Raw genomic sequence first — 21,290 nt, forward strand, 5'->3', positions numbered from 1 at the left:
AAATGCAGAAGTTCGAGATCCTCGCCAAGCCCGTCGACATGTCCGGCGGCTTCAAGGACTTTTTCGACACGATCGGCCTGACCGGCGGCGGTCTGGTCACCAAGGGCATCGCCGCTGTGATCGCCGTGATCGCGGTCCGGATGATGCTCCAGCTGTCCGGCGATCCCAAGACCGCACTGCGCAAGGGGTCGATGGCGATCGGCACGCTGTTCGTCGCCGTCGTCCTCGCCCTCTACGGCGACACCCTGTTCTCCACCGTCACCCAGGCCAAGGGCTGACCATGGCAGACAAGGACCCGTGCGCACTCCTCAAGGGCACGCCGGGATACGACTACTGCCGGGGCGACAGCTCCGGCAGTAGCTCGCCCGGCAGCAGCTCCGGCCTCACCGGCGGCGCCTCCGACCACGTCAAGGAACTCGCGAACAGCCTGATTGCGACGCTCAAGAGACTGCTTGTCCCAGAGCACGCATGGGCGCCGCAGACGGCTGACAGTGCTGTGTACGGGCCGTTCATGTGGCTCGGACAGCACCTGGCCGTCACCATCTTCGTGTGTGTGGTCGTCGTGTGCGGGCTGACCGCCTGGCAGGGCGCACCCCGCATGCGGCAGATGGGAGCGTCGACCGGATGGACGCTGGCGGCCGTGGCCGGCATGGCGGCGGTCCCCGGCGCCGTGTCGCTCCTGAACCGGTCAATGAGCGCAGCGTTCACGGCCGCGTTCGACAGCAATGAGGGCACGCTGTTCAGCGTGATCCGCGGCGACATGGCGCACGGCGCGGACTCAGCGAACCCCCTGGCGAAGCTGCTGATCCTCTCCGCCCTGGTGGTCGCCCTCGCGTTCGCTGCGCTGGTGTTCATGGTCCGCCAGCTCGGGATCGTGGTGTTCGTGTGCATGGCGCCCCTGGTGCTGGCGTCGCTGGCGCGCGGGGGTGACTCATCCGCCGTCTGGGCATGGGCGCAGCGACTGCTGGGACTGATGGGCGCCCCGTTCGCCCTGCTGATCGTCAGCCCCTTCGTGGAACTCGTGCAGGGCTCCCTCGTGATGGACGCCGTCCTGCTGGTCGCCGCGGACGCACTCATGCTGCGCATGATCTTCCACGGCGTTCCGTACTTCGGCCCCCGGGTGGCCCGCGCCGCCCGGACCCTGGTCGAACGGCACACGGACAACCCGATCGCCCGCGGTGTAGTCCGCGTCGGCGTACCGGACGTCTACGAGCAGGAGAACGGCCCGCGCCGCATCCGGACCGTGCCGACTCCCGGCCGGGCCATGCACCAGGACCGGGGCGTCCTGCTCGCCGCGTACGGCATCCAGCAGCCGGACCGGTCCGGACGCCTGACCACCGCGTCAGCGGTCGACCAGGCCCGCCGCGACACGACCGAGAGCATCGAGCGGCGCAGGCGCATCGCGCAGGCACGCCGCGAGTCCCAGGGCACCGGCCAACAGCCCGCCCGACCCGCAGCCCCGCCCGCGGCTCCCCCGGTGCCCCCCGCGCCGGGCCCGGCGCCCACCCCGCCTGCCCCATAACCGGACCCCTTCCTGGCCCCGGTCTGCTCACCCGCACTGTCCGGGATGAGCAGACCGGGGCCAGGCGCATCACGCCGACCGTCACGCACCGCCCAATTCACTGGAGGCAAGTCCGTGTACTCCCTGGATCCCGGCTACCGCATTCCCGCTCTCCAGCGCGGACTCAGCCCCGTTGAATCCGCGCTCACCAAGGCGAACGTGGGAGTCGGCAGTGCCGTGCTCGCGTCCGCGATGATCTCCCCGCCGCCCATCTGGACGTTCGGTCTGATCGGTGCGGCGGCGGCCGTACTGAACATGGCGCCGGGCCCCCGCTCGATCGGCCGGTGGGCGGCAGTCGGCTACCGGCACCTGCGCGAGCGCACCGCACCCGCCGCCATGACCGAGCAGGCCGGGACGACCGCGACATGGACCCTGTACCCCAGCCACGGCACCATGCAGGACCCTGCGCGCCGGGTCGCGTTTCATGACGCGGTGGCCCGCGCTCTCCAGTTCGCCAGCGGGCAGGCCCGGTCCGGCGGGATCCAGGTGCACGTCACCCACCACGCCGCCGTCACCGACGCCACCACCCACACACAGACCGTCTCGGTCCACGTCCCCAAGGCCGTGGGACCGGGAGACCGGATCCTGGAGACTGTCGCGGGCGAACTCGCCACTCTCGGTGCCCTTGCCCTTGCCCCTGCCGAGCCGATGCCGGCGCCCGCAGTTGTCGAGCGCGGCCCCGGATGGGTCGGCCTGGACACCGGCGAGTACGCGGCCACTGCCCGGATCACCGAATGGCCCGACACCGCCAGCGGAGACCTGATGCTGCGGGTCCTGCTCGGTGACGGACGCGAACAGCGCGGCGACCGTTCGTTCGCAGTCCTGTACCGGCCGCTCCCCGTCGCCCAGTCCCACCGTGCGGCCCGCTGGCAGGCAGCCGCGGGCGAGGCCTTCAGCACCGACAAGATCAAGGCAACTGCCCGCGAGATCGCCAGCGAGACCGCCCACGGCGCACTGGTGCAGGGCGCGACCCTCGTCGACCTGGATGCCTACATGACCGTCTGGGGCGACACCCCCGGCGCCGTCACCGATGCCCGCTGGCAGGCCTCCCTCGCGGCCGACCGGCATCGCATCCGGCTCGACTGGCTGCCCGGACAGCAGCACCGCGCCCACGTGATGACCACCCCGCACGGGGCCTCCACCAGGAAAGGGGCCATCCTCTGATGATCCGCCTGCCCTCCACCCACGCCGCGATCACCGCACCCCTCATCGCCAGTGCCGACCGCTTCCCCGGAATCCCGATCGGCCGCTCCCTGCTGGACGGGCGCGCCTTCCACCTCTCCCCCGTGCTGGTCAACTCCGCCATCCTCCCCGCCACCAACTCCCTCGCCCTCGGGGGACTGGGATCCGGAAAGTCGACCACGGCCAAGACCCGCGTGAGCCGGGAGATCCGGGACTACGGCCACCAGGCCGTCGTCATCGACTCCTTCGGCGAGGACGGCGCAACCGGCGAATGGGCGCCCGTGGTGCGGGCTCTGGGGGGCCGCGTCATCCGCGCCCACGACTTCACCCTCAACCCCGTGTCCGAGCTGTTCCCCCCGCAGGTGCGCGAGCAGCTGGTCCGCTCACTCATCCTCGCAGTGGAACCCGGGGCCCTCAGCCACCAGGCCACCCACGCTCTCCAGCACGCACTCAACCACCCCAAGTCGACCGCCCTCGTCGGACTGGTTGACGCCCTGGTGAGCCCCGAGGCCGGCCGCTGGCCGGCTGCCAAGCTCGCCGAGTGGGGCGAGGGCGCCGCAATCGCCCTGTCCCGCTACACCGAAGGGTCGCTGCGCGGCATCTTCGACGGCGAGGGCGCCAGCCTGCCGGAGACGGACCTACCTATCATCAGCTTCGACTTCACCGGCCTGGACCGGCAGTCGCCTGCCATCCCGTCCCTGATGGCCGCCGTGTCCTGCTGGGCAGAGCACGTGTGGCTGCCCCAGTCGACCGCCGTGCACCGGCACCTGGTCCTCGAGGAGGCCTGGCAGATCCTCCTGTCCCCGGCCACCTCCGAACTCATCCAGCGACAGCTGAAGAACAGCCGGAAGGCCGCGCTGAGCCTGGACGTCGTGATGCACACCCTGTCCGACCTCGGAGAGGGCAAGGCGCAGGACCTGGCGCGCCTGTGCGAGATCGCCCACGTCGGGCGGCTCGGACCGGAAGAGGCTGCCCGGGTCGGCGCTCTGCTCGGACTGCCTCAGCACATGATCGACGTCATCCCGACCCTCGGACCTGGTCAGGCAGTGTGGAAAGTCGGCCCCGACTACGTCGACGTCATCCAGACCGTCCTGACCGAGGATGAGGCACGGCTGACCGACACGTCGTCACGGCGACGCATGGCGCAGCAGGCCGTCGCCGCGTACGACCTCGCACCCGTCATCGAGCAGCAGGTGACGCACCAGCCGGATGCTGTCCTGGACGGTGACTACGACGACGACCAGGACGACGTCCCGGAGTACCTGGAAGACGCCCAAGAGCATGTCGACCTTGACGACTTGCTGGTCTACGATTCCCCGGCGCCCGAGCCCGCTGAGCTGGACCCCACCGGCACCGCGGGGGCCGATGACTGGGACTGGGAGATGCCTCCCAACGTCATCGGTGCGGAGCGCTTCGACCTTGCCCGGCATGAGAGCGTCCTCCAGGCCGCGCTGGAAGGGCGGTTCGATGAGGCCGCTCAGCTAGCCGCTCTTCTTGAGCGCGAGGACATCAACGCCCACGGCCTCAACTCCCCCCAGGCGCTTTCCTGGCTGGAGCTCAGGGCGCAGGTGGCGGATCTGCGCGGTGACCCCGGACAGGCGATGCAACTACGCGCTACCGTCGCCCGCATGGGCAAAGCTGACTGGTTCGAGCAGGCTGAGACCGGCGAAGGCCCGGAACCGGAGTGGCACCACGGACCCCAACCACCCACCTCGACGTCCGCACCGGAACCGCCGTCCGACGTTCCTGCGTCGAGGTCCCGGCGCCGTACCTGGCCGACCGTCGCCGCCGTAGCCGCACTCGGCATCGCCGGAGCCGGTGTCTGGCAGTACACAGCTGACCAGGACCACCGCCAGGAGCGGGAGACGAAAGCCGCCGACTACAAGGGGCGCTCCGGGGCCGCGCTCCGGGTCGACGGAGTGGACGCCGACGTTGTGGCTCAGTGGAGCACCGACCGGCAGACCGTCGTGGTGGAACTACGCACCTACTTCGACCGCAACGCGCGCTTCCTGCGGATCGACTCGTCAGGGAAGACCGCCAGCAGTACGAAGCGGGACGGGTGGTACCCCAAGGATCCCGAGATCAAGATCCCGATCTCCGATCCGCTCGCGGACGTGACAGTGCAGATACAGGTCGGGGGCAAGACCTGGAAGGAAGGCACCCGAGCCACACTCCGCACGGTCCGCCTGTCTCCGACCGGAGTGGCGTACGACGCGGACACCGGCAGTCAGCTCCCGTCCGATCTCTGACCGCAGCCGCTCCGACACTGAGGGCCCGCACCCCCTGAGGGGGTTGCGGGCCCTCAGCACGTTCCTCAACTGCTCGGACGCTCCGTTGGGGTGTCGCCCGCACTGACGGGCGACACCCCAACAGGCCGTCCGACCTCGATGACAAAGACAACCTCATCGACCCACGCCGACCGCGCACGACCTGACCCGGCACCATCCCGCGCCCCCCGGCCAGCCGCCACGGCCGACGGGGGCGCGGCACGTCACCGACCGCCAGGAGGACCCGCCCGTGCTCATTCCCCGCCCGCGCCGCCGGATCGGCCGGCCCCGCCCGCAGCGCCCCGGCCCCCGCTACCCTCACCACCCGGCCCGGCTGCCCGGCGCCTGGATCCGGTGATGCCGCGCCCCAAGAAGCGGCGCCGTCGCGAAGTGGTCCGGATGGCGCGCGACGCGGCCCGGCTACCCGAATACGACCGCACCGCCGTCCCGGCCGGGCTCGTCACCCGCCGCCAGCTGCGCGACCTCCACCTCAGCCCCGGCGGACACGACCCAGTCGCCGTCCTACGCTGCAAATGGTGCTCCTACCGGCCGCAATGGGCGTGCAACCACCCCACCCGGGCCTGGCTGTTCAGCGTCGACCAGGCCGTGCCCAAGCGCACCCCGACGCTCGCGCAGGAGGGCGCGCTCGACAAGGCGATGGCTGCCCGGCAGACCTGCCCCGGGCCCTGTGGTCGGCGTTATTACCACTGCCTCCCGCTCCGGACACTCGGCACTTGCCTGGAGTGCTACGACGGCACACACGCCGACCCGTCCAGCTACACCCTGCCCGCGGCCGGCCACCGGCTCGCCGCCTGACCCCCGAGAGGACACCCCGCCTGTGACGACTCTGCCCGACACCGGATCCCTGACGTCGTACACCCTGGACCAGGCGTTGGACGACGCGGTACGCGACACCGACGCGAAGATCACCCGCACCGACAGCAAGGCGTCCTTACTGCTGGCGTTCGTCGGCGCCGTCCTCGCCGGACTCGGCTCCACCATCGGCGACCACCTGCCGGTACTCACCACAGCATTCGGCGTGGCCGCTGTCCTTGCCCTGGCTCTGGCCGCCGTCCTGCTGCTCTTGGTCGTCCGGCCCCGCCTGTCCGGTCGTGACCGGGCCTCATTCCCCTACTGGGCAGGTCTGCCGGACGACGCGGAGATCCTTGCGAGCATGACCGGCGACACCCGCGCCGCTCGCATCCGTGTCCTGTCCGCCATCGCGGTGCGCAAGTTCGTCCTGCTGTCGCGCGCGGTCGACCTGATCCTTGGCGCGCTGTTCCTGCTCGCGTTCGCCGCCGCCAGCGCTGCCCTGTAGATCCGCCCCAGGGCAGGCGCTCAGGCGTCCAAACCGTCGCCTGCCCCGGGTCCACCCATCCCGTATGAGACGAGACAGGGAGATCCCAGTATGGCCCCCGCCTTACCCACGCACGCCCGGACCGGCCAGCACACCCTTCCGCGCCATGGCACGGAGGACCCGCGTTTCCCCCGGCCCCAGAGCCCGACCCTCACCCGCTGCCAGGTCAGCCCGACGCTGTTCGACTTCGAGCGGGGCGACTACGCCCGCAAAGTGCCGGAGCTGGCGCAGGCCCGCAGCGCGTGTGCGCGCTGCCCGCTGGCCGCCGACTGCCTGTTGTGGGCACTGGTCAACATGGGCACCACCACGGTGGGGATCATCGCGGGCACCACGCCCCGGCAGCGCACCCAGCTCCGGTCCCGGCTGGCGGCTCGACTGGGTCCTGACTGGGTCGACGTCCTCGCCGACCGGGAGGCCGCCCGGGACCGGACCGCCGTGCGGGGCCGTGCCGCATGAGGACCGCCGCCCGCCCCGCCCGCGCCCGCCCCGCAGTCGCAGCAGAGAGCGATGCGACAGAGAGCCGCTCCGGGCGGAAACCGTTCCTGCCTGGTCGGGTGCCGCCGCCCGGCGCGCTCCTGGACTGGCGGGATCCCGAGCACTTCGACCACCGCAGGACCAAGCCGTGCGCACTGTGCGGCGGTCCGACGCCGCTGCGCTCCCACGCAGGTGAGGCCGCGCACAAGGTCTGCGCTGAAGCCTGGATCACCAAGAACCCGGTGGAGGCGCGGTTAGGCCGGTTCGCCTCCGACAGCCAGCCCAAGTCCAGCAAGGACCCCGTGGGCGACCACGCCTGACCCCTGCTCGATCACTCCGCACGGAGGGCTCACCCATGAGCAGCACCCCCCGCGACACCGCCCGCGCCCTCGCCTACCCCGAACCGCCGGCCTCGCTGTGCTGGCACCGCACCGGCCCGGCGCCCCGACCGCTCACCCCTGAGCAGCAGCGCCGCAACCGCGAGCTGCTGGCGCTGGCCATCGCACCGCGCACACCCCGCCCCCGCACCCCGCGCACCACGTCCCGATCGGAGACCCGATGACCACCCTGCCCCGCACCCTCCCGTTCGCGCCGGACAGCCCGCTCGCCGTTCTGCTCGGCATCGCCACCGACACGGTCGGACCGGACGATGCCGAGCAGCGCGACGACGCCGAAACCGCCGCCGCCCACCACGTGTACTACGCCTACCCGGAGACGCTCGCCGGTGTGGTCGACGCGGTCGACTGGCAGGGCTACCCGTCCGTCACCGTCGACGGCGGCCGCCGCCTCGAACCCTCCGCCGTCGCCTGGCTGGACGGCGGCGCGTGGATGCACCACACCCTCCGCATCACCGAGCACGACGGCGCCCTCGACATCCTCACGCTGGTCGTGCCGTGCACCTGCGGACGCGGCTACGTCGACATCACCCTCGACACCGAGGGCGTCCTGGTCGACATCCTCACCGACCTCGCCCCCACCCAGGGCCGCTCACCTCACCTCACCGACGGCTCCGTCGACTGCGGCAGCATCCACGCTGTTCCGGCCCTCCGGCGGCTCACCGCCTGACCACCCCGGCGGCCCGCCGCGTGACGGCGGGCCGCCCCGCCCACTCCAGCACCCGACCGAAGGGACCCCATGCACACCGATTCCACCTCCCGCCCGGCGATCGTCGTCCTGTGCGGATCCACCCGCTTCTGGGACGCGATGGCGGACGCCACCCTGTACGAGACGGCCGCCGGCCGGATCGTCCTCGCCCCCGGCTGCAACCTGAAGCAGCCGCATGCCCTGTGGTCGACCCCCGCCCGGGCCGCCCGCATGAAGCAGATGCTGGACACCCTGCACCTGCGCAAAATCGACCTCGCCGACGACGTCCTGGTCGTCAACCCCGGCGGCTACATCGGCGACAGCACCCGCCGCGAGATCGAATACGCCCGCAGCCTCAGCAAGCCGATCCGCTACACCCACCCCGTCCCCGAGGGCGACCATGCCTGACCATGTACCGATCGTCCTGGTGTCGTTCGGCTTCCTGCACCTCGACACCGACCACCAGGGCCGCCCCGCCCTGCCCGAGGCCGACCGCATCGAGGACGTCCGCGAGAGGCTACGCGACCCCGCCGCCGCCCGCGACATCCTTGACCTTGACGGCCACCACCCCCGCGTCCAAGACGTCGTCCTCGCAACCCCCGGCGCTCGCGAACTCCTCGACAACCTCACCGACTACGCGGCCCTCCCCGCTGGCCCCCGCCGCATCGCGATCGGATGCGCAGGCGGCCGGCACCGCGCATGCGCACTCACCAACCTCCTCTCACAACGCCTCGCAGACCAAGGCATCCCCGCCGTAACCCAGCACCTGCACGCCCACCTTCCGCGCGTCCTGAAGCGCTGAGGCACCGACCACAAGGGCCCGGCTCCGCATCTCTGCGGGGCCGGGCCCTTTCTGCGTTCCGGGTCCACCTGCACGCGCACCTGCCACGTGTTCGGAAGAACTAGTGCTGCATCAGGCAACGTTTGCCTTCTGTAGGCTCCGTTGCCGAACAGGGAGGGGCGACTTGGGTGGTGGTCCGCGCACAGCCTGGCCGGTTGCTGCTCTCGTTGTGGGACTTCTGAGTGCTTGCGATGCAACCGTGGATCCCACAGACCCTGCCAACTTCAGCTCCGTCGTCTTCGTCAATGACACCCGCACCCCAGCTGTCCTGTTCGAGTGTGCCGACAGCCGTGGACACGGCTGCCATGACATGAGCGGTCGGCTCGGCCCTGAACAACGCTCCGAACAGCGGGTGTACTGGGGAGAAGGTCTCGACCCCTGGCAAGTCCGGGATACACGGGGTCGGATCGTCGGCTGGCTGGTCGTGGACACGCCGCACCGTGAGTCCGGAGCTGTGTACTACCTCGGTGATGCAGAGCCCCGGCCCGACAAGCCAACGACACCGCGCACCTTGCCGCACCCCGACCGTGCCGCCGGCCAACACCTGCGTGAAGCGGTCAACGGGACGAACGTTGCCTGATGCGGCACTAGGAACCGACAAGGGCGTGGCCCCGCAAGTGCGGGGCCAGGCCCTTTTTGCGTTGGGAGGTCCAGGTGCGCTCGGTGAGTGATCTTCGGCGGACTATCACCTGGTGATAATCCGCGGATCGTTTCCAGGTCGGTTCGCGGCGTCCAATGCGTGAGCGTCGACTGCCGGCCAGTCGATCCGTCTTCTCCTGGATGGTGTCGCGCCTGAAGTGTCGTCCAGGAGTCGGAAAACCCGGTTGGCCGGCGTGGAGTCGGTCCTTCTCTGCCTGGTCAGCGGCCGAACCATGCTGCGCTGCCCAAAGAACCCGCCATCCCTGCCGCCACAGCGAGCATCCGGTACGGGATCCGTTGGGCAGTCAGGCGAACGCCGCCAATCCGTATGTCGAGGAAGGGCCGCCGCCTGGTCGCGTGGTGCTGCTCCATTGCCATGACTGGCCTCCGATCATCATGGCTCCGAACCGTTCGGGCCATGACTCTGAGCATGGGGAAGCGTCAGCGTTGCGGAAGTGGGAACGGAGCGTTGCCACAAGATCGGCAACTTGACGGCATCCCGACAGGCAACAGGCTCTCAAGAATCCGTTCTGCCCTGGTGCGTGAACACATCGCTCAGCGGCATCATGCAAGCCGGGAGAGGGAGAGCCCTGATGAGCGAAGACCCAGGCAAGGCGGCGATACGGGCATACAGTGAAGCCCTCAAGGCCGCTTGGCAGCCTCTGTTGAGGGCCGGCGCCAGGCAGAAGCAACTGGCCGACGCGACCGGCTACTCCCCGGCTGTGGTGAGCCGGTATTTCAGCGGCGAACGCCTCGCCCGCAAGGAATTCGTCGAGGACCTGCAACGCTTCGCCGCCCTCAAGGGGAGTCCTCTCACTGACAGCGTCCTCGAAGATCTGCGCAGGCTGGCGGACGAAGCACACAGACTTGGACCCGTTGAAGCCAGGCTCCGGCATGCCCACGAGGTGATCGCACGGCTGCGGGCCGATCTCGCAGAGAAGGAGCGGATCGCGCAGGGCAGCCAGGATGCCGCGGTACAGGAAGCGATCGAGTGGGTACGTCAGCACACCAGCCAGGAACTGGAGGTCCAGGAACGGCGCCTTCAGGAACTGGCTGGTGAGCTTCGTGAGGAACGGCAGCAGGCGAGAGTGATGGAGCGAGAACGCGACCGTCTGCAGGAAAAGGTGCATGATCAGGAAAGGCGGCTGCGCGACGCCAGCGACCTGGTCCGGGAGATGAACACCGACATCGACCGTCAGCAAGAAGAGATCCGACTGCTCCGGCAGGAGATCAAAGTGCTACGCGGGCAGGTCGCCCGTCTCACCGAGGAGAAGTGCGTTTCCGGGGTGTCAACGCAGGTCAACGCCAAGGCCGCCACCACCACGCAGACTTCGACGAAGCAAGAAGGGCTATCCGATCGCCGGAGCAAGCCCCCCACCGCAGACGGAGCGGAGCAGCTCCCCCATCGGTCCACACCAACGAAGAGCCCGCCTCCCCAGACGGCGCCGATACGGGCCCCGCAGCGGCCGGCCCCGTTCCTGTTGCCGCTCCTCCCCTGGAACTTCGCTCCCGGCATGGCTGCCTTCACAGCCCTCATGATCATCTTCGTGCCCGTCTTCGTCTTCCTCAACGGTGCTGCCTTCGCAGCAGCGTGCGCATCGGAAGACGGGCCGCGATGGTGGGGACTCGCGCTCCTTGCCGTGACCGACTCCGTCTTCACCCTTATCGGCAGTGCGATCCTGATCGTTCTCATCCGTCTGGCCTTTGAAGCAGTCCCGGAGTACGAAGACCGGCTCACCTTGCTCGTCATAGTTGCCGTACTCATCACCCTGGCGGCCGTCCTGCTGGACGTCGGCTTCGTAGTCCGAGGCGTCACCTTCGCCCCAGGCCTGTGGTGGCTGCATACCTTCGGTATCAGCGCCTGACAGCAAGCCGGCCCGACCGCGTCGACTGCGCCAGAACCTTGTAGCGCCCCGCCCCCTCCAACAGAGCGCCAACGAGCCCGCATTGCCCAACGGCGGCACTGCCCGCCGAGGAGCACCACCGCCTTGCCCGTGCTCCCTCAGGGGTCAGAAAATTCTGACCCGTCCAGTGCCGTCCGCTGAGTGATCTTCAGTGGACTATCACCGGGTGATACGCCGCGGTCCGGCGCGACGACTGCCACGGATTATCACCCGGTGATAATCCGGCACTCACTTGTCAGGTGAAAACCGATCAGATCCCGTGAACCGGGCACCACGAAAGCCGGGAGAGTCAGTAAGGTGACGTCGTGGCCTCTCCATACCCTGAGGGAGACCGGGAAAAGGTGACGTCCAAGCTCCCCCCGGCGCTCCAACGTGAACTGAAGATCCGATGTGCCGAACTCGGCCTGGACATCCAAGATGCCGTCGAAGCCGGCATCACCGCCTGGCGGACCAACACCCGCCCCATCCCCGAGATCGACACGTCGGGCGCGAAGTCGTTCTCCCCGTGGCTCCCGCCCGGCCTGTACGACGACTTCAGGAGCACTTGCAACGACCGCTCGGTCTCCTACACACAGGGCCTCGCGCAGAGCATCCGGCTCTGGCTGGACGAACACCCCTCCCCGGAAAACGCTGCACAGACCGCCGACCCGGTGCGGATCATAAACGCCAACCAGAAGGGCGGCGTCGGCAAGACCACGGTCTCCCTCGGGATGGCCGAGGCCTACGCCGAAGACCCCGACGTCGGCCGGGACGCACTCACCCGGTTCATTGACTCCCTCGCCTACGGCGACCTCAAGCGCATAGGGAAAACCAAGACCGACGTCCAGGACCGGCTCGACCGGGTGGCTATCGGCGGACGCCGGGTCCTGGTCGTCGACTACGACCCCCAGAGCCACCTCTCCGACCAGCTCGGTATCCCACAGATCGAACCCGGCCGGGAAAGCCTCGTCTCCCACATGATCGGTGAGGCAGAGGGCGACCTGCGCGACCTCATCGTCACCGTGGACGACCCACGATTCGGACGCCGTCTGGACGTACTGCCCGGCGCCTTCGACGGGTTCGTCCTCGACTCCAGGCTCGCCCTCACCGCCGCCCAGTCCCGCGGCTTCCAGAAAGAAGCAGCCCTCGAGCGGGCGCTGCGGCCGATCGAGGACGACTACGACGTCATCATCATCGACTGCCCTCCCAGCCTCGGACTGGCCATGGACGCAGCCCTGTACTACGCGCGCCGGCGCCGCAACGAACGCCCGGCCCGCTCCGGCGTCCTCATCCCGGTCCAGGCCGAAGACAGCTCAGCGACCGCCTACCGCATGCTCGTCGACCAGATCGAGGACCTCCGCAAGGACCTCGGCCTGGACATCGACTACCTCGGCCTGGTCGTCAACCAGTACGACGCACGCCGCGGCTTCGTCGCCACATCCTCCCTGGACCAGTGGGCCAGCCTGGAAGACCAGCGCGTCCTCGCCGTCCTGGACGACCTGAAAGAACAACGCGAGGCGGTCCGCGTCAAACAACCGCTTCTCTCATACGCGCCGCACTCGAAGCAGGCCAACACCATGCGGATGATCGCCATGGAGGCAACCCCGTGAGCAAAGCAGACCAGCTCGGCCGAGGAACCGCGTTCGGCGCGGCCGCCGGCGCTCGCAGCTCACGGCGGGACGTCATCGGCCATGCCATCGGTGGTGACGGCGACACCACGGCGGCAGCCGTCACCGACCTGCCGGTCACCCAGATCAGCGACAACCCCGACAACCCGCGCAACCATCTGCGCAGCCTGGACGACACGGTTGCCTCCGTCCGTGAAGTCGGCGTCATCCTGCCCATCGTCGTCGCGACGATCGAGGCCTACCTGCACGACCGGTCCGACCGCACCGACGACCTGGACGACGGCGCGCACTACGTCGTGGTCGACGGGCACCGGCGCCTCGAAGCCGCCCGCCGCGTAGGCCTGGCCACCATCCCCGTCCGTGTCGACAACGCCCGCGTCAGCACGGACGAAACTCTCCTCGAGGCCGCGTTCATCGCGAACTACCACCGCGACGACATGACCGAACTCGAAGAGGCACACGCACTCCAGCAACTGGTGACCTACTACGGGAGCCAGACCAAGGCCGCCCGGCGACTGGGCATCCCCCAGAACACCATCTCCAGCAAGCTGTCATTGCTGAAGCTGTCGCCAGAGCTCCAGAAGGACCTTGCCACTGGCGAGCGGACCGTGAAGCACGTACGCAACCTGGGCAAGCTCTCCCCCGCAGACCAGAAAAAGAAGGCGGACGAGCGGGCTGCCGCCGACCGCATCAAGGTGCCGCAGCCTTCGGAGCCAGCTGGCTCACCAGCCGACGACCCCGTGACCGTCGGGCAAGTATCACGCCGTGATAATCCCGGTACGGCGTCGGCAGCGCAGGACGACCTGTCACCGGACGTTCCGGCAGCCGCACTTCCCGAACCCCGGGCCGACGACACCGTGTCCTCTGAGGGCAGCGAGACGGAGGAATACCAACCGAAGACAAGGCCGTTCCCGTACAACAGCGGGCGGGACGCGGCGTACTTCCTCATCCACAAGATGGAGCCCGACGAGTTCAACACGATGCTCGACGCGCTCATCCAACACCGCGACCGGCAGACGACCGTGTGACGTTCGAGCCGACTAGAGGGTCCGCACCGGCCGGTGCGGACCCCTCGTTGCTGTGCATCGGCAGCGAGCCGGGGTGCGGCGGTGACCATAGGCTGAAAGAGCTCGGGGTCCACGATGGAGGTCAGCTATGCCCCGCAGCATCTGGTCAGGCGCGATCAGCTTCGGTCTGGTGACGGTGCCGGTTCACGTGGCCAGCGCGACCGAAGATCACTCGGTGCGCTTCCACCAGTACCACCTGGAGGACATGGCTCGGGTGCGGGTGCGCAAGTTCTGCGAGGTCGAGGATCGAGAGGTCCGCTCCGACGAGATCGCCAAGGGCTACGAACTCACGACGACCCAGGTCATCCCGATCACCGACGAGGACCTGCGTCACTTGCCGTTGCCGACTGCGAAGGCGCTGGAGATCCACGGGTTCGTGCCATGGGGGGCCATCGACCCGCTCCGGATCGGTGAGGGCTACTACCTCCAGCCCGGCGGGCAGGTGGCCGCGAAGCCGTACGAACTGCTGCGCCAGGCACTGGCGCGCTCCGCGCGGGTGGCGGTGACGAAGTTCGCCTGGAGCGGCCGTGAGCGGCTGGGACTGCTCCGGGTCCGGGACGATGTGATCGTGTTGCACGCCATGCGCTGGCCCGATGAGGTCCGCGACCCTTCCGAGTTGCACCCACCGGCGGCGGACGTGTCGGACGCGGAGGTCGACGAGGCGGTGGAGCTGATCGAGCGGATGACCACCGACCGGCTGGAGGGCCCGGACTTCGTGGATCACTACACGGAGGCCCTGGAGAAGGTGATCGAGGCCAAGCGGGAGGATCACGCTCTGCCTGAGGTGCCGGAGCCGGAGAACCCGGCGGGCAAGGTGCTCGATCTAATGGCGGCCCTGCGGGAGTCCGTGGACAAGGCGAAGGCCTCGCGGGGCGAGGAGACCGGCGCCGACGCGGAGGTTCACGAGATGCCCGCGAAGAAGACTACGGCCAAGGCCAAGGCGCCCGCGAAGCAGGCGGCTGCGAAGAAGGCCACGACGGCGAAGAAGGCGACGGCCGTGGCGAGGAAGGCCGGCGGGAAGAAGGCGGCCGCCCGCAGGCCCCGCCGCAGCGCGTAGGTGGCGCGGGGTGCGCTGGGTCAGGGCCTGCGGGGCGGCTAGGTCAGCTGGCCTGCTTTACGGCGTGCAGGGAGCCGGTCAGGGTGCCTTCCTGCTGTTCGTAGTGCGAGAGGGCGAGGCCGAGGGCCATGAAGGTGGGTGCCCATTCGCCGACGAAGATTCCCCAGCGGTCGGCTCGCGCGGTGCCGGCCTGTTCGGCCTTCATGCTGGCGAACCAGGACACAACGCTGAGGCCGATGGACGCGACGCCGGCGAGGTAGGCGTGTTCGCTGCGGATGCCCATGTCGTGCATCTTTTTGATCACCATAGGAACTCTCCTGTCTGCGTCAGGTTCTGTCTGAGTACCGCACAGAATTCGGACCATGTGTCCTGTATAGATTCATTTGTGGTGATGTTCTTGGCGGCCGGTCGGCCGGGCGGTAGGCCGTGGGGCGTGGCGCGCCGGAGGTGCAGAGGCCGGTGCCGGCCGGACGCTCTTGTTGTCGCTGCCAGGCCGGGCTCCGGGACGTCTGCGAGGCGTACCGCGAGGTGTGGACTGTGCGATGTCGGCGACTCGGGGAGCGGTTGGGACAACAGCCCCCGATGGTCCTCCGTCGCCTCGACGGCGGAGGACCTGAGCGGGTTGTGTGGGGGCCGCATGTCATGCAGGTGACGGACCAGGGCAGGAATGAGTGAGTCCTGTTTCCCGGCCTCCAGGAGAGTTCATGGCATCCGTGGGTGACCGCCGGTCTCCCGCCGACCAGGCTACGGCTGACAAGATTGCTCGGCTCAGCGAAGAGAACGCGCAGATGCAGCAGGCGGTCGCATCGCATGCGGTGATCGACCAGGCGCTCGGGGTGCTGGCCGCAGTGTGGCAGGTGCCGCCCCACGACGGCTGGGAGATGCTGCGGGAGGTGTCCCAGTCGCTGAACATCAAGCTCCACGCCGTGGCGGCAGAGGTTGTGGACTGGCCGCTGGGCCGGCCGATGTCCCAGTCGGTCGCCCGGGAACTGGATATCCGCGTCGAAAGCTGGCGGCAGCGAGCGCCGCAACCGGGCCAGGCAACGGATGGCGAACACACTGACGGCGGAGACAGCGCAACCTGAGGCAGCCATGAACCCGCGGCGGACCACGGTCTCCTGCCGCTGTTGGCCATGGCCGCCGCCAGAACCGGCCCGTGGCCCCGCAGCCCGTCAGACGCGGGTGCTGACGAACCGCACGGCCGTGCCCCACTGCTGCATGACCGGGGTCATGCACCACTGGCACAGCGGGCTCCCTCCGCTGCCGTACCGGTGCGTCTTGCGCTGGCATCCGGTGCATGGGCCGACCCGGTCGCCGGGGCAGACCAGCGCGGACGGGTCGGGTTCCGAGATCGGCGGCGGGGGCGTGGTCATGGCGGCGTCCTCTTCCGGTGTGGCGCTTTCAGGCCACCCCACCCGCAGGATACCGGCCGTCCTGGCGCATCTGTTCGAAACATGCCGGGTGACGGACGGACCGGCGGGCCGTCAGGGCGGTGAGCGGCCCGGAGCGTCTGGCGGCATGTCAGCCACGGCCGGGAGCGCCGGGGGGACAGGGGCAGGTTCCTGTCCGAGAGGCGCGTGGTCCGGGCCCGGTTCTGGTGCGCTATCTGGTGCGTAATCCGGTGCGTTATCTGTTGCCCTCGCTGGAACGATCTGCCTGAGTCTGTGCAGGTCACCAGGCTTTTGGGAGCGTGGTCGGGGGGGCTGACATCCCCCACAGGGCACCCCCGTCACGGCAAGGAAGAGAGAAGGGCCGGGCGGGGTGCGGGGAGCGCTGCGGGGGACCGGGCGGCCGGGTGTTCGTGTTGCGCGCGACGGCGGGGCCGCGCGCGCCGGACCGGGCAGACAAGCTGCCCGGCGTTCCCCCGGCGAGTGATCTTGGACGGGGGGCCGTGACCGGTCCTGCCCGGGTGGGGGTTGATGGTGTATGCACTCGATCCGACGTCTGCTCACCACGGCGGCCGCCGTCGCCGCCGTCCTCGCGACCGCCCTGTCCGCCGCGCCGCCCGCCCCGGCCGCCGCGCCCACGGCGACGCCGTGCGCGTCGGCGTGGCGGGCCGTGCAGAAGGTCGCGGTGCGCAGGCCTGCGTGGAACGAGGGTCCGGTCGCGACGACGTCCTCGCCGATCGTGCGTTACCTGCGCAAGGGAGAGCGGGTGTGGTCGTGCGTGGTCGGTGTCGGCCGGGACGCCTCCCGTTACCGGGAGTGCGACGGCGGGACTCTGTGGCGGATCGTGCCGGGAGGGCAGGTGCCGGCCGGATGCCTCAAGCGCGCCTGACCCCCGCCCGGCCCGACCGTGACCCGCGTTTTTTGGGGGAGTTCATGCCCCGCGACGACGACCAGGCCCTCGCGCTCACCCTGGCCGCGCTGCTCCTGACCGGCAGCTCTTTACTCGTGTCCTGCTGGATCGGCCCGCTCGCCACGTTCAGCGTCACGGCGGGTCTGCTGGTCACCGCCTACGCCGCGCCCCGTCTCGCCCGCCGCATCGCGATCCGCCGCGCGGTTCGCGAGCTGCTGCGCACCCTGCCCGGGGCGTGAGTTTTCGGTCTCCTCTTGCGGGTGCTGATCTTCACGGCATACTCGCCGCCATGAGTTTCGCGAGCGCCGGTGAGGACCGGCCGGACCCGACCCTGTCGCACGCGTCGGCACGGCCCTATCTGACCCAGTACGAGGAGCAGGGGGTGTGGGTGGTCGTGGTCCACGGCGCCTTCGACAGCAACTCCGTCTCCCTGCTGGCGTCGACGTTGGAGGACGCGGCTGCCACTCACGCGATGGTCGTCGTGGACGCGGCCCAGATGACTTTCGCTGACTCCAGTGTCCTGAACGCGCTGCTGAACTTCCACCATGGCCACAGGCTGCGGGTGGCCCGGCCCGCGCCCCAGTTCCGGCGGGTGCTGGAGGTCACCGGGGCGGACATGGTCCTGGACATCCGGCCGACGGTCCAGGACGCGATCGCCCCCTGAAGCGGGGGAGCTGCTGGTGCCTGCGTCCTGGCCGGTCAGGCGACGTCGATGCCCAGCTCGGTGTCCGGCCGGCAGGCGGTGCAGGCGGTGAAGCCGCGGGGGTCGTTGACGAGCGCCTGGCGGGCGAGGTCGGCCTCGATGGGCTTGCTGCGGGTGAACCCCTGGGTGCAGCTGCTGGTGTGGATGGCGCGGCCTGCCCGGCCCTCTCGGGGCGTTCGAGGATGAACCGGGTCGGCGTGCGGACGCCGGCCTCGCGACGGTCGGCGAGGGCCGCGGGCCGCTTGGGCGCGGAGATCACAGGGCGCGGGATCGCCTGGCGCTCAGCACGGGAGATCGCCGCCAGCACCGCACCACGCTGGAGACGCAGGTAGGTGGCGACGGTGTCGGTGTCGGCGAGCTGCTTGTCGAGGTGCGCCAGGATCGCGCGCAGGCGCGGGGCATCAGGCGGCAACTCGTTCACGCGTTCGATTCTAGGGGGTATCCGGGTCTTGTGGAGTGCGGATGTCCGTGCCGGCGAAGGCTGAATGGTGTCATCGGAACTTGATGGCTCGCCGGTTCGTGTCACCGAAATCTGATTGCCGTACCTGGCGGCGGGCGGTGCAGGGCGGTAAATGGCTCGTGAGGAGGGTGCTCGTGCGTCGTTCGCTGTACGGGCTGTTCGGGGGCGGTACGGTGTCGCCGGCGTACTACGGAGGAGAGCGGCATGGCTACCGGCAAGGTCAAGTGGTTCAACGCGGAGAAGGGCTATGGCTTCATCGCGCAGGACGATGGCGGCCCGGACGTGTTCGTCCATTTCTCCGCCATTCAGGGCCAGGGCTTCAAGGAGTTGTATGAGGACGACCGCGTCTCGTACGACATGACCCAGGGGGCCAGGGGTCCTCAGGCTGAAAACGTCGTGAAGGAGTAGCCGACGAGAGGCACGGCGCTGCGCCCCTGGCAGCGGTTGCGTCCGCGCGATACGTCCCGCATTGCAGCCGCCACTCTCCAATTGTCCGCCGTCCTACACCGGCAAGACTCCCGCACACATCCGAGCTTCATCACGGCACAGACCGGCGCGCCGATCCGCCGAAGGCGGGCCGGCGCACCGGGAGCGTCGTACGCTCCGCTTGCGTAGGGCGTCCGGAACGTGATCGGCCCATGGCGTTCTCCGCGCCGCTTCACCCGACTGTGGTCCGCGCTCCCGGTGCGGGCCACAGTCATATGGGTCGCTCCAGAAGCCCTTGCGCTTGTTCGGCTGACCCTCACGCGAAGTTCCAGGAACGTGGCGGTTGGCCCTCCAGGGTGCCCTGGGTGCGTGAGCATCAGCAGTAGTGAGCATCCGGTGAGTGCGGATCAGGTGTATCGGGCGTTGGTGGCCATGGGAGCTGAGCCGGTGGCCGATCCGGTCCTGCGTCCCGAGGGGCCGCTGGAGGAGGACCGGCTTCACCTGTTGGGCAGCCTGTTGGCCGCCGCGGAAGTGGAGATCACGGCTGCGACACGGTCGGCTGAGTCGGAGGAGATCGAGGACGTGCTGGCCACGCTGTTCGGCTGGTCGGAACAGGTGGGCGACCCGGGCCTGGCGGTCGGTGTGCTGACCAATCGGCTGCAGCGCACGGCGATCCAGGTCTCGGAATCCGACGAAGAGGAGCCCCCTCCCGGCCAGGACGCGGCCTTCGCCGCCGTGACGACCGCGGTGTATACGCTCAGCGCCCAGCTGGCCGCGGACCAGGGTGATGTAGAGGCCGCCCGTCGTCTGCTGGGCGCAGCAGACGCCGCCCTCATCGACACCCTCCAGAGCATCCACGCCCTGCGCATCGCCATTGGCGACGCGCAGGCGGAGCCGGAGGGCTAAGGCAGGCCGGTATCGCAGACTCAAGTCCCGAGGTGACTCCCGCTGGGTATCTCGCAACGGGTCCGCACTGAGACGCGGAGCCGGACCGGCCGTGTCCCAGTGCACAGCGGGCGTCGAACGGTCTGTGAGGGCGACCGTCGCTCAGCTGGCCTCCCTTACCGCGTGCAGGGAGCCGGTGAGGGTCCCTTCCTGCTGTTCGTAGTGGGAGAGGGCGAGTCCGAGGCCGATGAAGGTGGGTGCCCATTCGCCGACGAAGATGCCCCACCGGTCGGCCCGCTCGATACCGGCCTGCTCGGCTTTGAGGCTGGTGAGCCAGGACGTGCTGGACGTGGGCCTTTCGCTCCGGTTGCGGCACTGGCGCATGCCGTGACCGTGACGAACTCGCTGATCGTGCTCTCGATGGCGGCCCGCAGCGAATAGCGCGACAGCGGTGGTGAAACGCTCGGTGTGCGGGCGCGTGGCCTCGCGTAGGGCCCCGTCCTCGTCGACCCGCTGACGTAGGTAGGCCATGCTGCATCTGTCAGCTCGCCACGTCCCACCACAACATCAATCATCAGACGGCGCCAGGGCCTGCCGCCGCTGAAGGCCGCCCGGCCGCTGAGGGGCCGCCGGCCGCGACGGGGCATCATGTCGCCATGATCCAGAACGAGCGGCACGCGCCCGAGGCACTCCCACAGCATCCGGACGTCACCGAGGCGATCGATCGGGAGCGACGCCTCCACGACCCCTCCGTCCGTCTCTCCGGCCCCCTCGCCGAAGCCCTCTTCGACCCCGATTTCATCGAGGTCGGCGTCTCCGGGCGGCGGTGGACGCACGCGGAGATGGTCGCCGCCCTACCCACGCTCCACGGCGGCGCCGAGAACAGCACCCCCATCACCGCAGAACACTTCGAGGGCACGGTCCTCGCCCCCGGGATCGTCCACCTCACCTACGAGACCCGCATCGAGGACCGACAGGCCCGCCGTTCGTCGATCTGGCGCCGCGACGCCGCCGGGGAGTTCCGGCTCTACTACCACCAGGCCACGCCGGTGCCGGACGGGACGCCGCGTCCGTAGCGTCCGTTCCGGGGCCTGTCTGCTCTTTCCCGCCGGATCGGGTTCGCCCGGCCTGATCCGACGCCAATTGTCAGACAGGTCCTAGCGGAACTGGCCCACCAGTTCGAACTCGCCTCGAACCAACTCTTCGGTGCCGGGCTGACTCTCCAGACCGCTGAGGATCCCCTGACCTCTCCCCCGTACATGACGTTCGATGACCAGCTCAACGTCTTCAGTGCCTGACGCTGTCGGGTATCTTGGCCGAGCACTTCCTGCGGGAGATCATCGAGCTGAACGGACTGTCCCCGCAGAGCTGTTATGTCAGAGTTGAAATCGGCGGTCGGTCTGCGACCGGTCTGGGGCAAGGTGGTGGTCACCACCTTGAGCGCCGCATATCGACTCTCAGAGCGGATGGCATGAAGTG

At 69.2% G+C, this 21,290-nt stretch carries 28 protein-coding genes; 24 read left to right on the plus strand and 4 right to left on the minus strand.

The genetic code is table 11. From position 1 onward, the window contains the following. Positions 1–2: 2 nt before the first annotated feature. From ACFY3I_RS41685 to ACFY3I_RS41765, 17 genes are all read left to right on the plus strand, one after another. Positions 3–278 (plus strand): hypothetical protein, encoded by a 276-nt coding sequence (locus ACFY3I_RS41685; protein ID WP_390866182.1) that lies wholly within the window; start codon positions 3–5, stop codon positions 276–278. A gap of 2 nt (positions 279–280) precedes the next feature. Then, positions 281–1,522, plus strand: a complete 1,242-nt coding sequence (locus ACFY3I_RS41690; RefSeq protein WP_390866183.1) for a hypothetical protein — start codon at positions 281–283, stop codon at positions 1,520–1,522. Positions 1,523–1,636: 114 nt separating this feature from the next. Then, positions 1,637–2,725: a hypothetical protein gene (locus tag ACFY3I_RS41695; protein ID WP_390866184.1), complete on the plus strand. Its 1,089-nt coding sequence runs from the start codon at positions 1,637–1,639 to the stop codon at positions 2,723–2,725. Next, positions 2,725–4,992, plus strand: a complete 2,268-nt coding sequence (locus ACFY3I_RS41700) for a hypothetical protein (RefSeq protein WP_390866185.1) — start codon at positions 2,725–2,727, stop codon at positions 4,990–4,992. Before ACFY3I_RS41695 ends, ACFY3I_RS41700 begins: the two co-directional genes overlap by 1 nt. Positions 4,993–5,367: 375 nt before the next feature. Then, positions 5,368–5,826 (plus strand): RRQRL motif-containing zinc-binding protein, encoded by a 459-nt coding sequence (locus ACFY3I_RS41705; RefSeq protein ID WP_390866186.1) that lies wholly within the window; start codon positions 5,368–5,370, stop codon positions 5,824–5,826. A 22-nt stretch (positions 5,827–5,848) separates the two neighbouring features. Next, positions 5,849–6,328 carry a Pycsar system effector family protein gene (locus tag ACFY3I_RS41710; RefSeq protein ID WP_390866187.1) on the plus strand — a complete coding sequence of 160 codons (480 nt, stop codon included), beginning with the start codon at positions 5,849–5,851 and terminating at the stop codon, positions 6,326–6,328. Positions 6,329–6,418: 90 nt separating this feature from the next. Beyond that, complete coding sequence (locus tag ACFY3I_RS41715; RefSeq protein ID WP_390866188.1) at positions 6,419–6,823, plus strand: WhiB family transcriptional regulator; 405 nt, start codon at positions 6,419–6,421, stop codon at positions 6,821–6,823. Positions 6,824–6,921: 98 nt separating this feature from the next. Beyond that, a complete protein-coding gene (locus tag ACFY3I_RS41720) occupies positions 6,922–7,161 on the plus strand; it encodes a hypothetical protein (protein WP_390866189.1) in 240 nt (79 codons plus the stop codon). A gap of 35 nt (positions 7,162–7,196) precedes the next feature. Next, complete coding sequence (locus ACFY3I_RS41725; protein WP_390866190.1) at positions 7,197–7,403, plus strand: hypothetical protein; 207 nt, start codon at positions 7,197–7,199, stop codon at positions 7,401–7,403. Then, positions 7,400–7,906 carry a hypothetical protein gene (locus ACFY3I_RS41730; RefSeq protein ID WP_390866191.1) on the plus strand — a complete coding sequence of 169 codons (507 nt, stop codon included), beginning with the start codon at positions 7,400–7,402 and terminating at the stop codon, positions 7,904–7,906. The genes ACFY3I_RS41725 and ACFY3I_RS41730 overlap by 4 nt, the downstream gene beginning before the upstream one ends. Positions 7,907–7,975: 69 nt before the next feature. Beyond that, a complete protein-coding gene (locus tag ACFY3I_RS41735) occupies positions 7,976–8,332 on the plus strand; it encodes a hypothetical protein (RefSeq protein ID WP_390866192.1) in 357 nt (118 codons plus the stop codon). Then, on the plus strand, positions 8,325–8,726 hold the full coding sequence (locus ACFY3I_RS41740) for a hypothetical protein (RefSeq protein WP_390866193.1): 402 nt from the start codon (positions 8,325–8,327) through the stop codon (positions 8,724–8,726). The genes ACFY3I_RS41735 and ACFY3I_RS41740 overlap by 8 nt, the downstream gene beginning before the upstream one ends. Positions 8,727–8,964: 238 nt before the next feature. Further along, on the plus strand, positions 8,965–9,345 hold the full coding sequence (locus tag ACFY3I_RS41745) for a hypothetical protein (RefSeq protein ID WP_390866194.1): 381 nt from the start codon (positions 8,965–8,967) through the stop codon (positions 9,343–9,345). A 652-nt stretch (positions 9,346–9,997) separates the two neighbouring features. Further along, positions 9,998–11,269 carry a helix-turn-helix domain-containing protein gene (locus ACFY3I_RS41750; protein WP_390866195.1) on the plus strand — a complete coding sequence of 424 codons (1,272 nt, stop codon included), beginning with the start codon at positions 9,998–10,000 and terminating at the stop codon, positions 11,267–11,269. A 344-nt stretch (positions 11,270–11,613) separates the two neighbouring features. After that, positions 11,614–12,897, plus strand: a complete 1,284-nt coding sequence (locus tag ACFY3I_RS41755) for a ParA family protein (protein ID WP_390866196.1) — start codon at positions 11,614–11,616, stop codon at positions 12,895–12,897. Next, positions 12,894–13,943, plus strand: a complete 1,050-nt coding sequence (locus tag ACFY3I_RS41760; RefSeq protein ID WP_390866197.1) for a ParB/RepB/Spo0J family partition protein — start codon at positions 12,894–12,896, stop codon at positions 13,941–13,943. Before ACFY3I_RS41755 ends, ACFY3I_RS41760 begins: the two co-directional genes overlap by 4 nt. A gap of 127 nt (positions 13,944–14,070) precedes the next feature. Next, positions 14,071–15,039: a Ku protein gene (locus tag ACFY3I_RS41765; RefSeq protein WP_390866198.1), complete on the plus strand. Its 969-nt coding sequence runs from the start codon at positions 14,071–14,073 to the stop codon at positions 15,037–15,039. Positions 15,040–15,082: 43 nt separating this feature from the next. Here ACFY3I_RS41765 and ACFY3I_RS41770 read toward each other — a convergent pair whose 3' ends face one another. Next, entirely contained in the window at positions 15,083–15,346 is a 264-nt protein-coding gene (locus ACFY3I_RS41770; RefSeq protein ID WP_390866199.1) for a hypothetical protein, read from the minus strand. 397 nt (positions 15,347–15,743) lie between these two features. Here ACFY3I_RS41770 and ACFY3I_RS41775 point away from each other — a divergent pair, with 397 nt between their 5' ends. Beyond that, positions 15,744–16,124: an ANTAR domain-containing protein gene (locus ACFY3I_RS41775; RefSeq protein ID WP_390866200.1), complete on the plus strand. Its 381-nt coding sequence runs from the start codon at positions 15,744–15,746 to the stop codon at positions 16,122–16,124. An 87-nt stretch (positions 16,125–16,211) separates the two neighbouring features. Here ACFY3I_RS41775 and ACFY3I_RS41780 read toward each other — a convergent pair whose 3' ends face one another. Then, positions 16,212–16,412 carry a hypothetical protein gene (locus ACFY3I_RS41780; RefSeq protein WP_390866202.1) on the minus strand — a complete coding sequence of 67 codons (201 nt, stop codon included), beginning with the start codon at positions 16,410–16,412 and terminating at the stop codon, positions 16,212–16,214. Positions 16,413–16,965: 553 nt separating this feature from the next. Here ACFY3I_RS41780 and ACFY3I_RS41785 point away from each other — a divergent pair. Genes ACFY3I_RS41785 through ACFY3I_RS41795 form a run of 3 tightly spaced genes read left to right on the plus strand, consistent with a single transcriptional unit; the run spans position 16,966 to position 18,001 of the window. Then, positions 16,966–17,316: a hypothetical protein gene (locus ACFY3I_RS41785; protein ID WP_390866203.1), complete on the plus strand. Its 351-nt coding sequence runs from the start codon at positions 16,966–16,968 to the stop codon at positions 17,314–17,316. 44 nt (positions 17,317–17,360) lie between these two features. Next, entirely contained in the window at positions 17,361–17,576 is a 216-nt protein-coding gene (locus ACFY3I_RS41790; protein ID WP_390866204.1) for a hypothetical protein, read from the plus strand. A 50-nt stretch (positions 17,577–17,626) separates the two neighbouring features. Further along, the gene (locus ACFY3I_RS41795) at positions 17,627–18,001 is read left to right on the plus strand and encodes an STAS domain-containing protein (protein ID WP_390866205.1); all 375 of its coding nucleotides are present in this window, start codon (positions 17,627–17,629) and stop codon (positions 17,999–18,001) included. A 35-nt stretch (positions 18,002–18,036) separates the two neighbouring features. On the opposite strand, the gene ACFY3I_RS41800 is transcribed toward ACFY3I_RS41795, so the two are convergent. After that, the gene (locus ACFY3I_RS41800; protein WP_390866236.1) at positions 18,037–18,186 is read right to left on the minus strand and encodes a DUF6233 domain-containing protein; all 150 of its coding nucleotides are present in this window, start codon (positions 18,184–18,186) and stop codon (positions 18,037–18,039) included. 518 nt (positions 18,187–18,704) lie between these two features. Between ACFY3I_RS41800 and ACFY3I_RS41805 the strand changes: the two genes are divergently transcribed. Further along, complete coding sequence (locus tag ACFY3I_RS41805) at positions 18,705–18,908, plus strand: cold-shock protein (protein ID WP_390866206.1); 204 nt, start codon at positions 18,705–18,707, stop codon at positions 18,906–18,908. A 387-nt stretch (positions 18,909–19,295) separates the two neighbouring features. After that, positions 19,296–19,832 (plus strand): hypothetical protein, encoded by a 537-nt coding sequence (locus tag ACFY3I_RS41810; RefSeq protein ID WP_390866207.1) that lies wholly within the window; start codon positions 19,296–19,298, stop codon positions 19,830–19,832. A gap of 141 nt (positions 19,833–19,973) precedes the next feature. Here ACFY3I_RS41810 and ACFY3I_RS41815 read toward each other — a convergent pair whose 3' ends face one another. After that, entirely contained in the window at positions 19,974–20,195 is a 222-nt protein-coding gene (locus ACFY3I_RS41815) for a hypothetical protein (RefSeq protein WP_390866208.1), read from the minus strand. Between the two features lie 272 nt (positions 20,196–20,467). On the opposite strand from ACFY3I_RS41815, the gene ACFY3I_RS41820 reads away from it, so the two are divergent. Further along, on the plus strand, positions 20,468–20,887 hold the full coding sequence (locus ACFY3I_RS41820) for a DUF4440 domain-containing protein (RefSeq protein ID WP_390866209.1): 420 nt from the start codon (positions 20,468–20,470) through the stop codon (positions 20,885–20,887). The last annotated feature ends 403 nt before the right edge of the window (positions 20,888–21,290 follow it).

The organism is Streptomyces sp. NPDC001068 (genome assembly GCF_042897315.1).
In the GTDB taxonomy this organism is placed as follows: domain Bacteria; phylum Actinomycetota; class Actinomycetes; order Streptomycetales; family Streptomycetaceae; genus Streptomyces.

Excerpts from the sequence above, each read along its gene's own strand:
- ACFY3I_RS41740 (WP_390866193.1), top strand. The coding sequence starts at position 8,325 with ATGCCTGACCATGTACCGATCGTCCTGGTGTCGTTCGGCTTCCTGCAC.
- ACFY3I_RS41715 (WP_390866188.1), top strand. The coding sequence starts at position 6,419 with ATGGCCCCCGCCTTACCCACGCACGCCCGGACCGGCCAGCACACCCTT.
- ACFY3I_RS41690 (WP_390866183.1), top strand. The coding sequence starts at position 281 with ATGGCAGACAAGGACCCGTGCGCACTCCTCAAGGGCACGCCGGGATAC.
- ACFY3I_RS41795 (WP_390866205.1), top strand. The coding sequence starts at position 17,627 with ATGAGTTTCGCGAGCGCCGGTGAGGACCGGCCGGACCCGACCCTGTCG.
- ACFY3I_RS41790 (WP_390866204.1), top strand. The coding sequence starts at position 17,361 with ATGCCCCGCGACGACGACCAGGCCCTCGCGCTCACCCTGGCCGCGCTG.
- ACFY3I_RS41815 (WP_390866208.1), bottom strand. The coding sequence starts at position 20,195 with ATGCGCCAGTGCCGCAACCGGAGCGAAAGGCCCACGTCCAGCACGTCC.
- ACFY3I_RS41765 (WP_390866198.1), top strand. The coding sequence starts at position 14,071 with ATGCCCCGCAGCATCTGGTCAGGCGCGATCAGCTTCGGTCTGGTGACG.
- ACFY3I_RS41750 (WP_390866195.1), top strand. The coding sequence starts at position 9,998 with ATGAGCGAAGACCCAGGCAAGGCGGCGATACGGGCATACAGTGAAGCC.
- ACFY3I_RS41780 (WP_390866202.1), bottom strand. The coding sequence starts at position 16,412 with ATGACCACGCCCCCGCCGCCGATCTCGGAACCCGACCCGTCCGCGCTG.
- ACFY3I_RS41820 (WP_390866209.1), top strand. The coding sequence starts at position 20,468 with ATGATCCAGAACGAGCGGCACGCGCCCGAGGCACTCCCACAGCATCCG.
- ACFY3I_RS41775 (WP_390866200.1), top strand. The coding sequence starts at position 15,744 with ATGGCATCCGTGGGTGACCGCCGGTCTCCCGCCGACCAGGCTACGGCT.
- ACFY3I_RS41730 (WP_390866191.1), top strand. The coding sequence starts at position 7,400 with ATGACCACCCTGCCCCGCACCCTCCCGTTCGCGCCGGACAGCCCGCTC.
- ACFY3I_RS41705 (WP_390866186.1), top strand. The coding sequence starts at position 5,368 with ATGCCGCGCCCCAAGAAGCGGCGCCGTCGCGAAGTGGTCCGGATGGCG.
- ACFY3I_RS41700 (WP_390866185.1), top strand. The coding sequence starts at position 2,725 with ATGATCCGCCTGCCCTCCACCCACGCCGCGATCACCGCACCCCTCATC.
- ACFY3I_RS41770 (WP_390866199.1), bottom strand. The coding sequence starts at position 15,346 with ATGGTGATCAAAAAGATGCACGACATGGGCATCCGCAGCGAACACGCC.
- ACFY3I_RS41725 (WP_390866190.1), top strand. The coding sequence starts at position 7,197 with ATGAGCAGCACCCCCCGCGACACCGCCCGCGCCCTCGCCTACCCCGAA.
- ACFY3I_RS41785 (WP_390866203.1), top strand. The coding sequence starts at position 16,966 with ATGCACTCGATCCGACGTCTGCTCACCACGGCGGCCGCCGTCGCCGCC.
- ACFY3I_RS41805 (WP_390866206.1), top strand. The coding sequence starts at position 18,705 with ATGGCTACCGGCAAGGTCAAGTGGTTCAACGCGGAGAAGGGCTATGGC.
- ACFY3I_RS41735 (WP_390866192.1), top strand. The coding sequence starts at position 7,976 with ATGCACACCGATTCCACCTCCCGCCCGGCGATCGTCGTCCTGTGCGGA.
- ACFY3I_RS41685 (WP_390866182.1), top strand. The coding sequence starts at position 3 with ATGCAGAAGTTCGAGATCCTCGCCAAGCCCGTCGACATGTCCGGCGGC.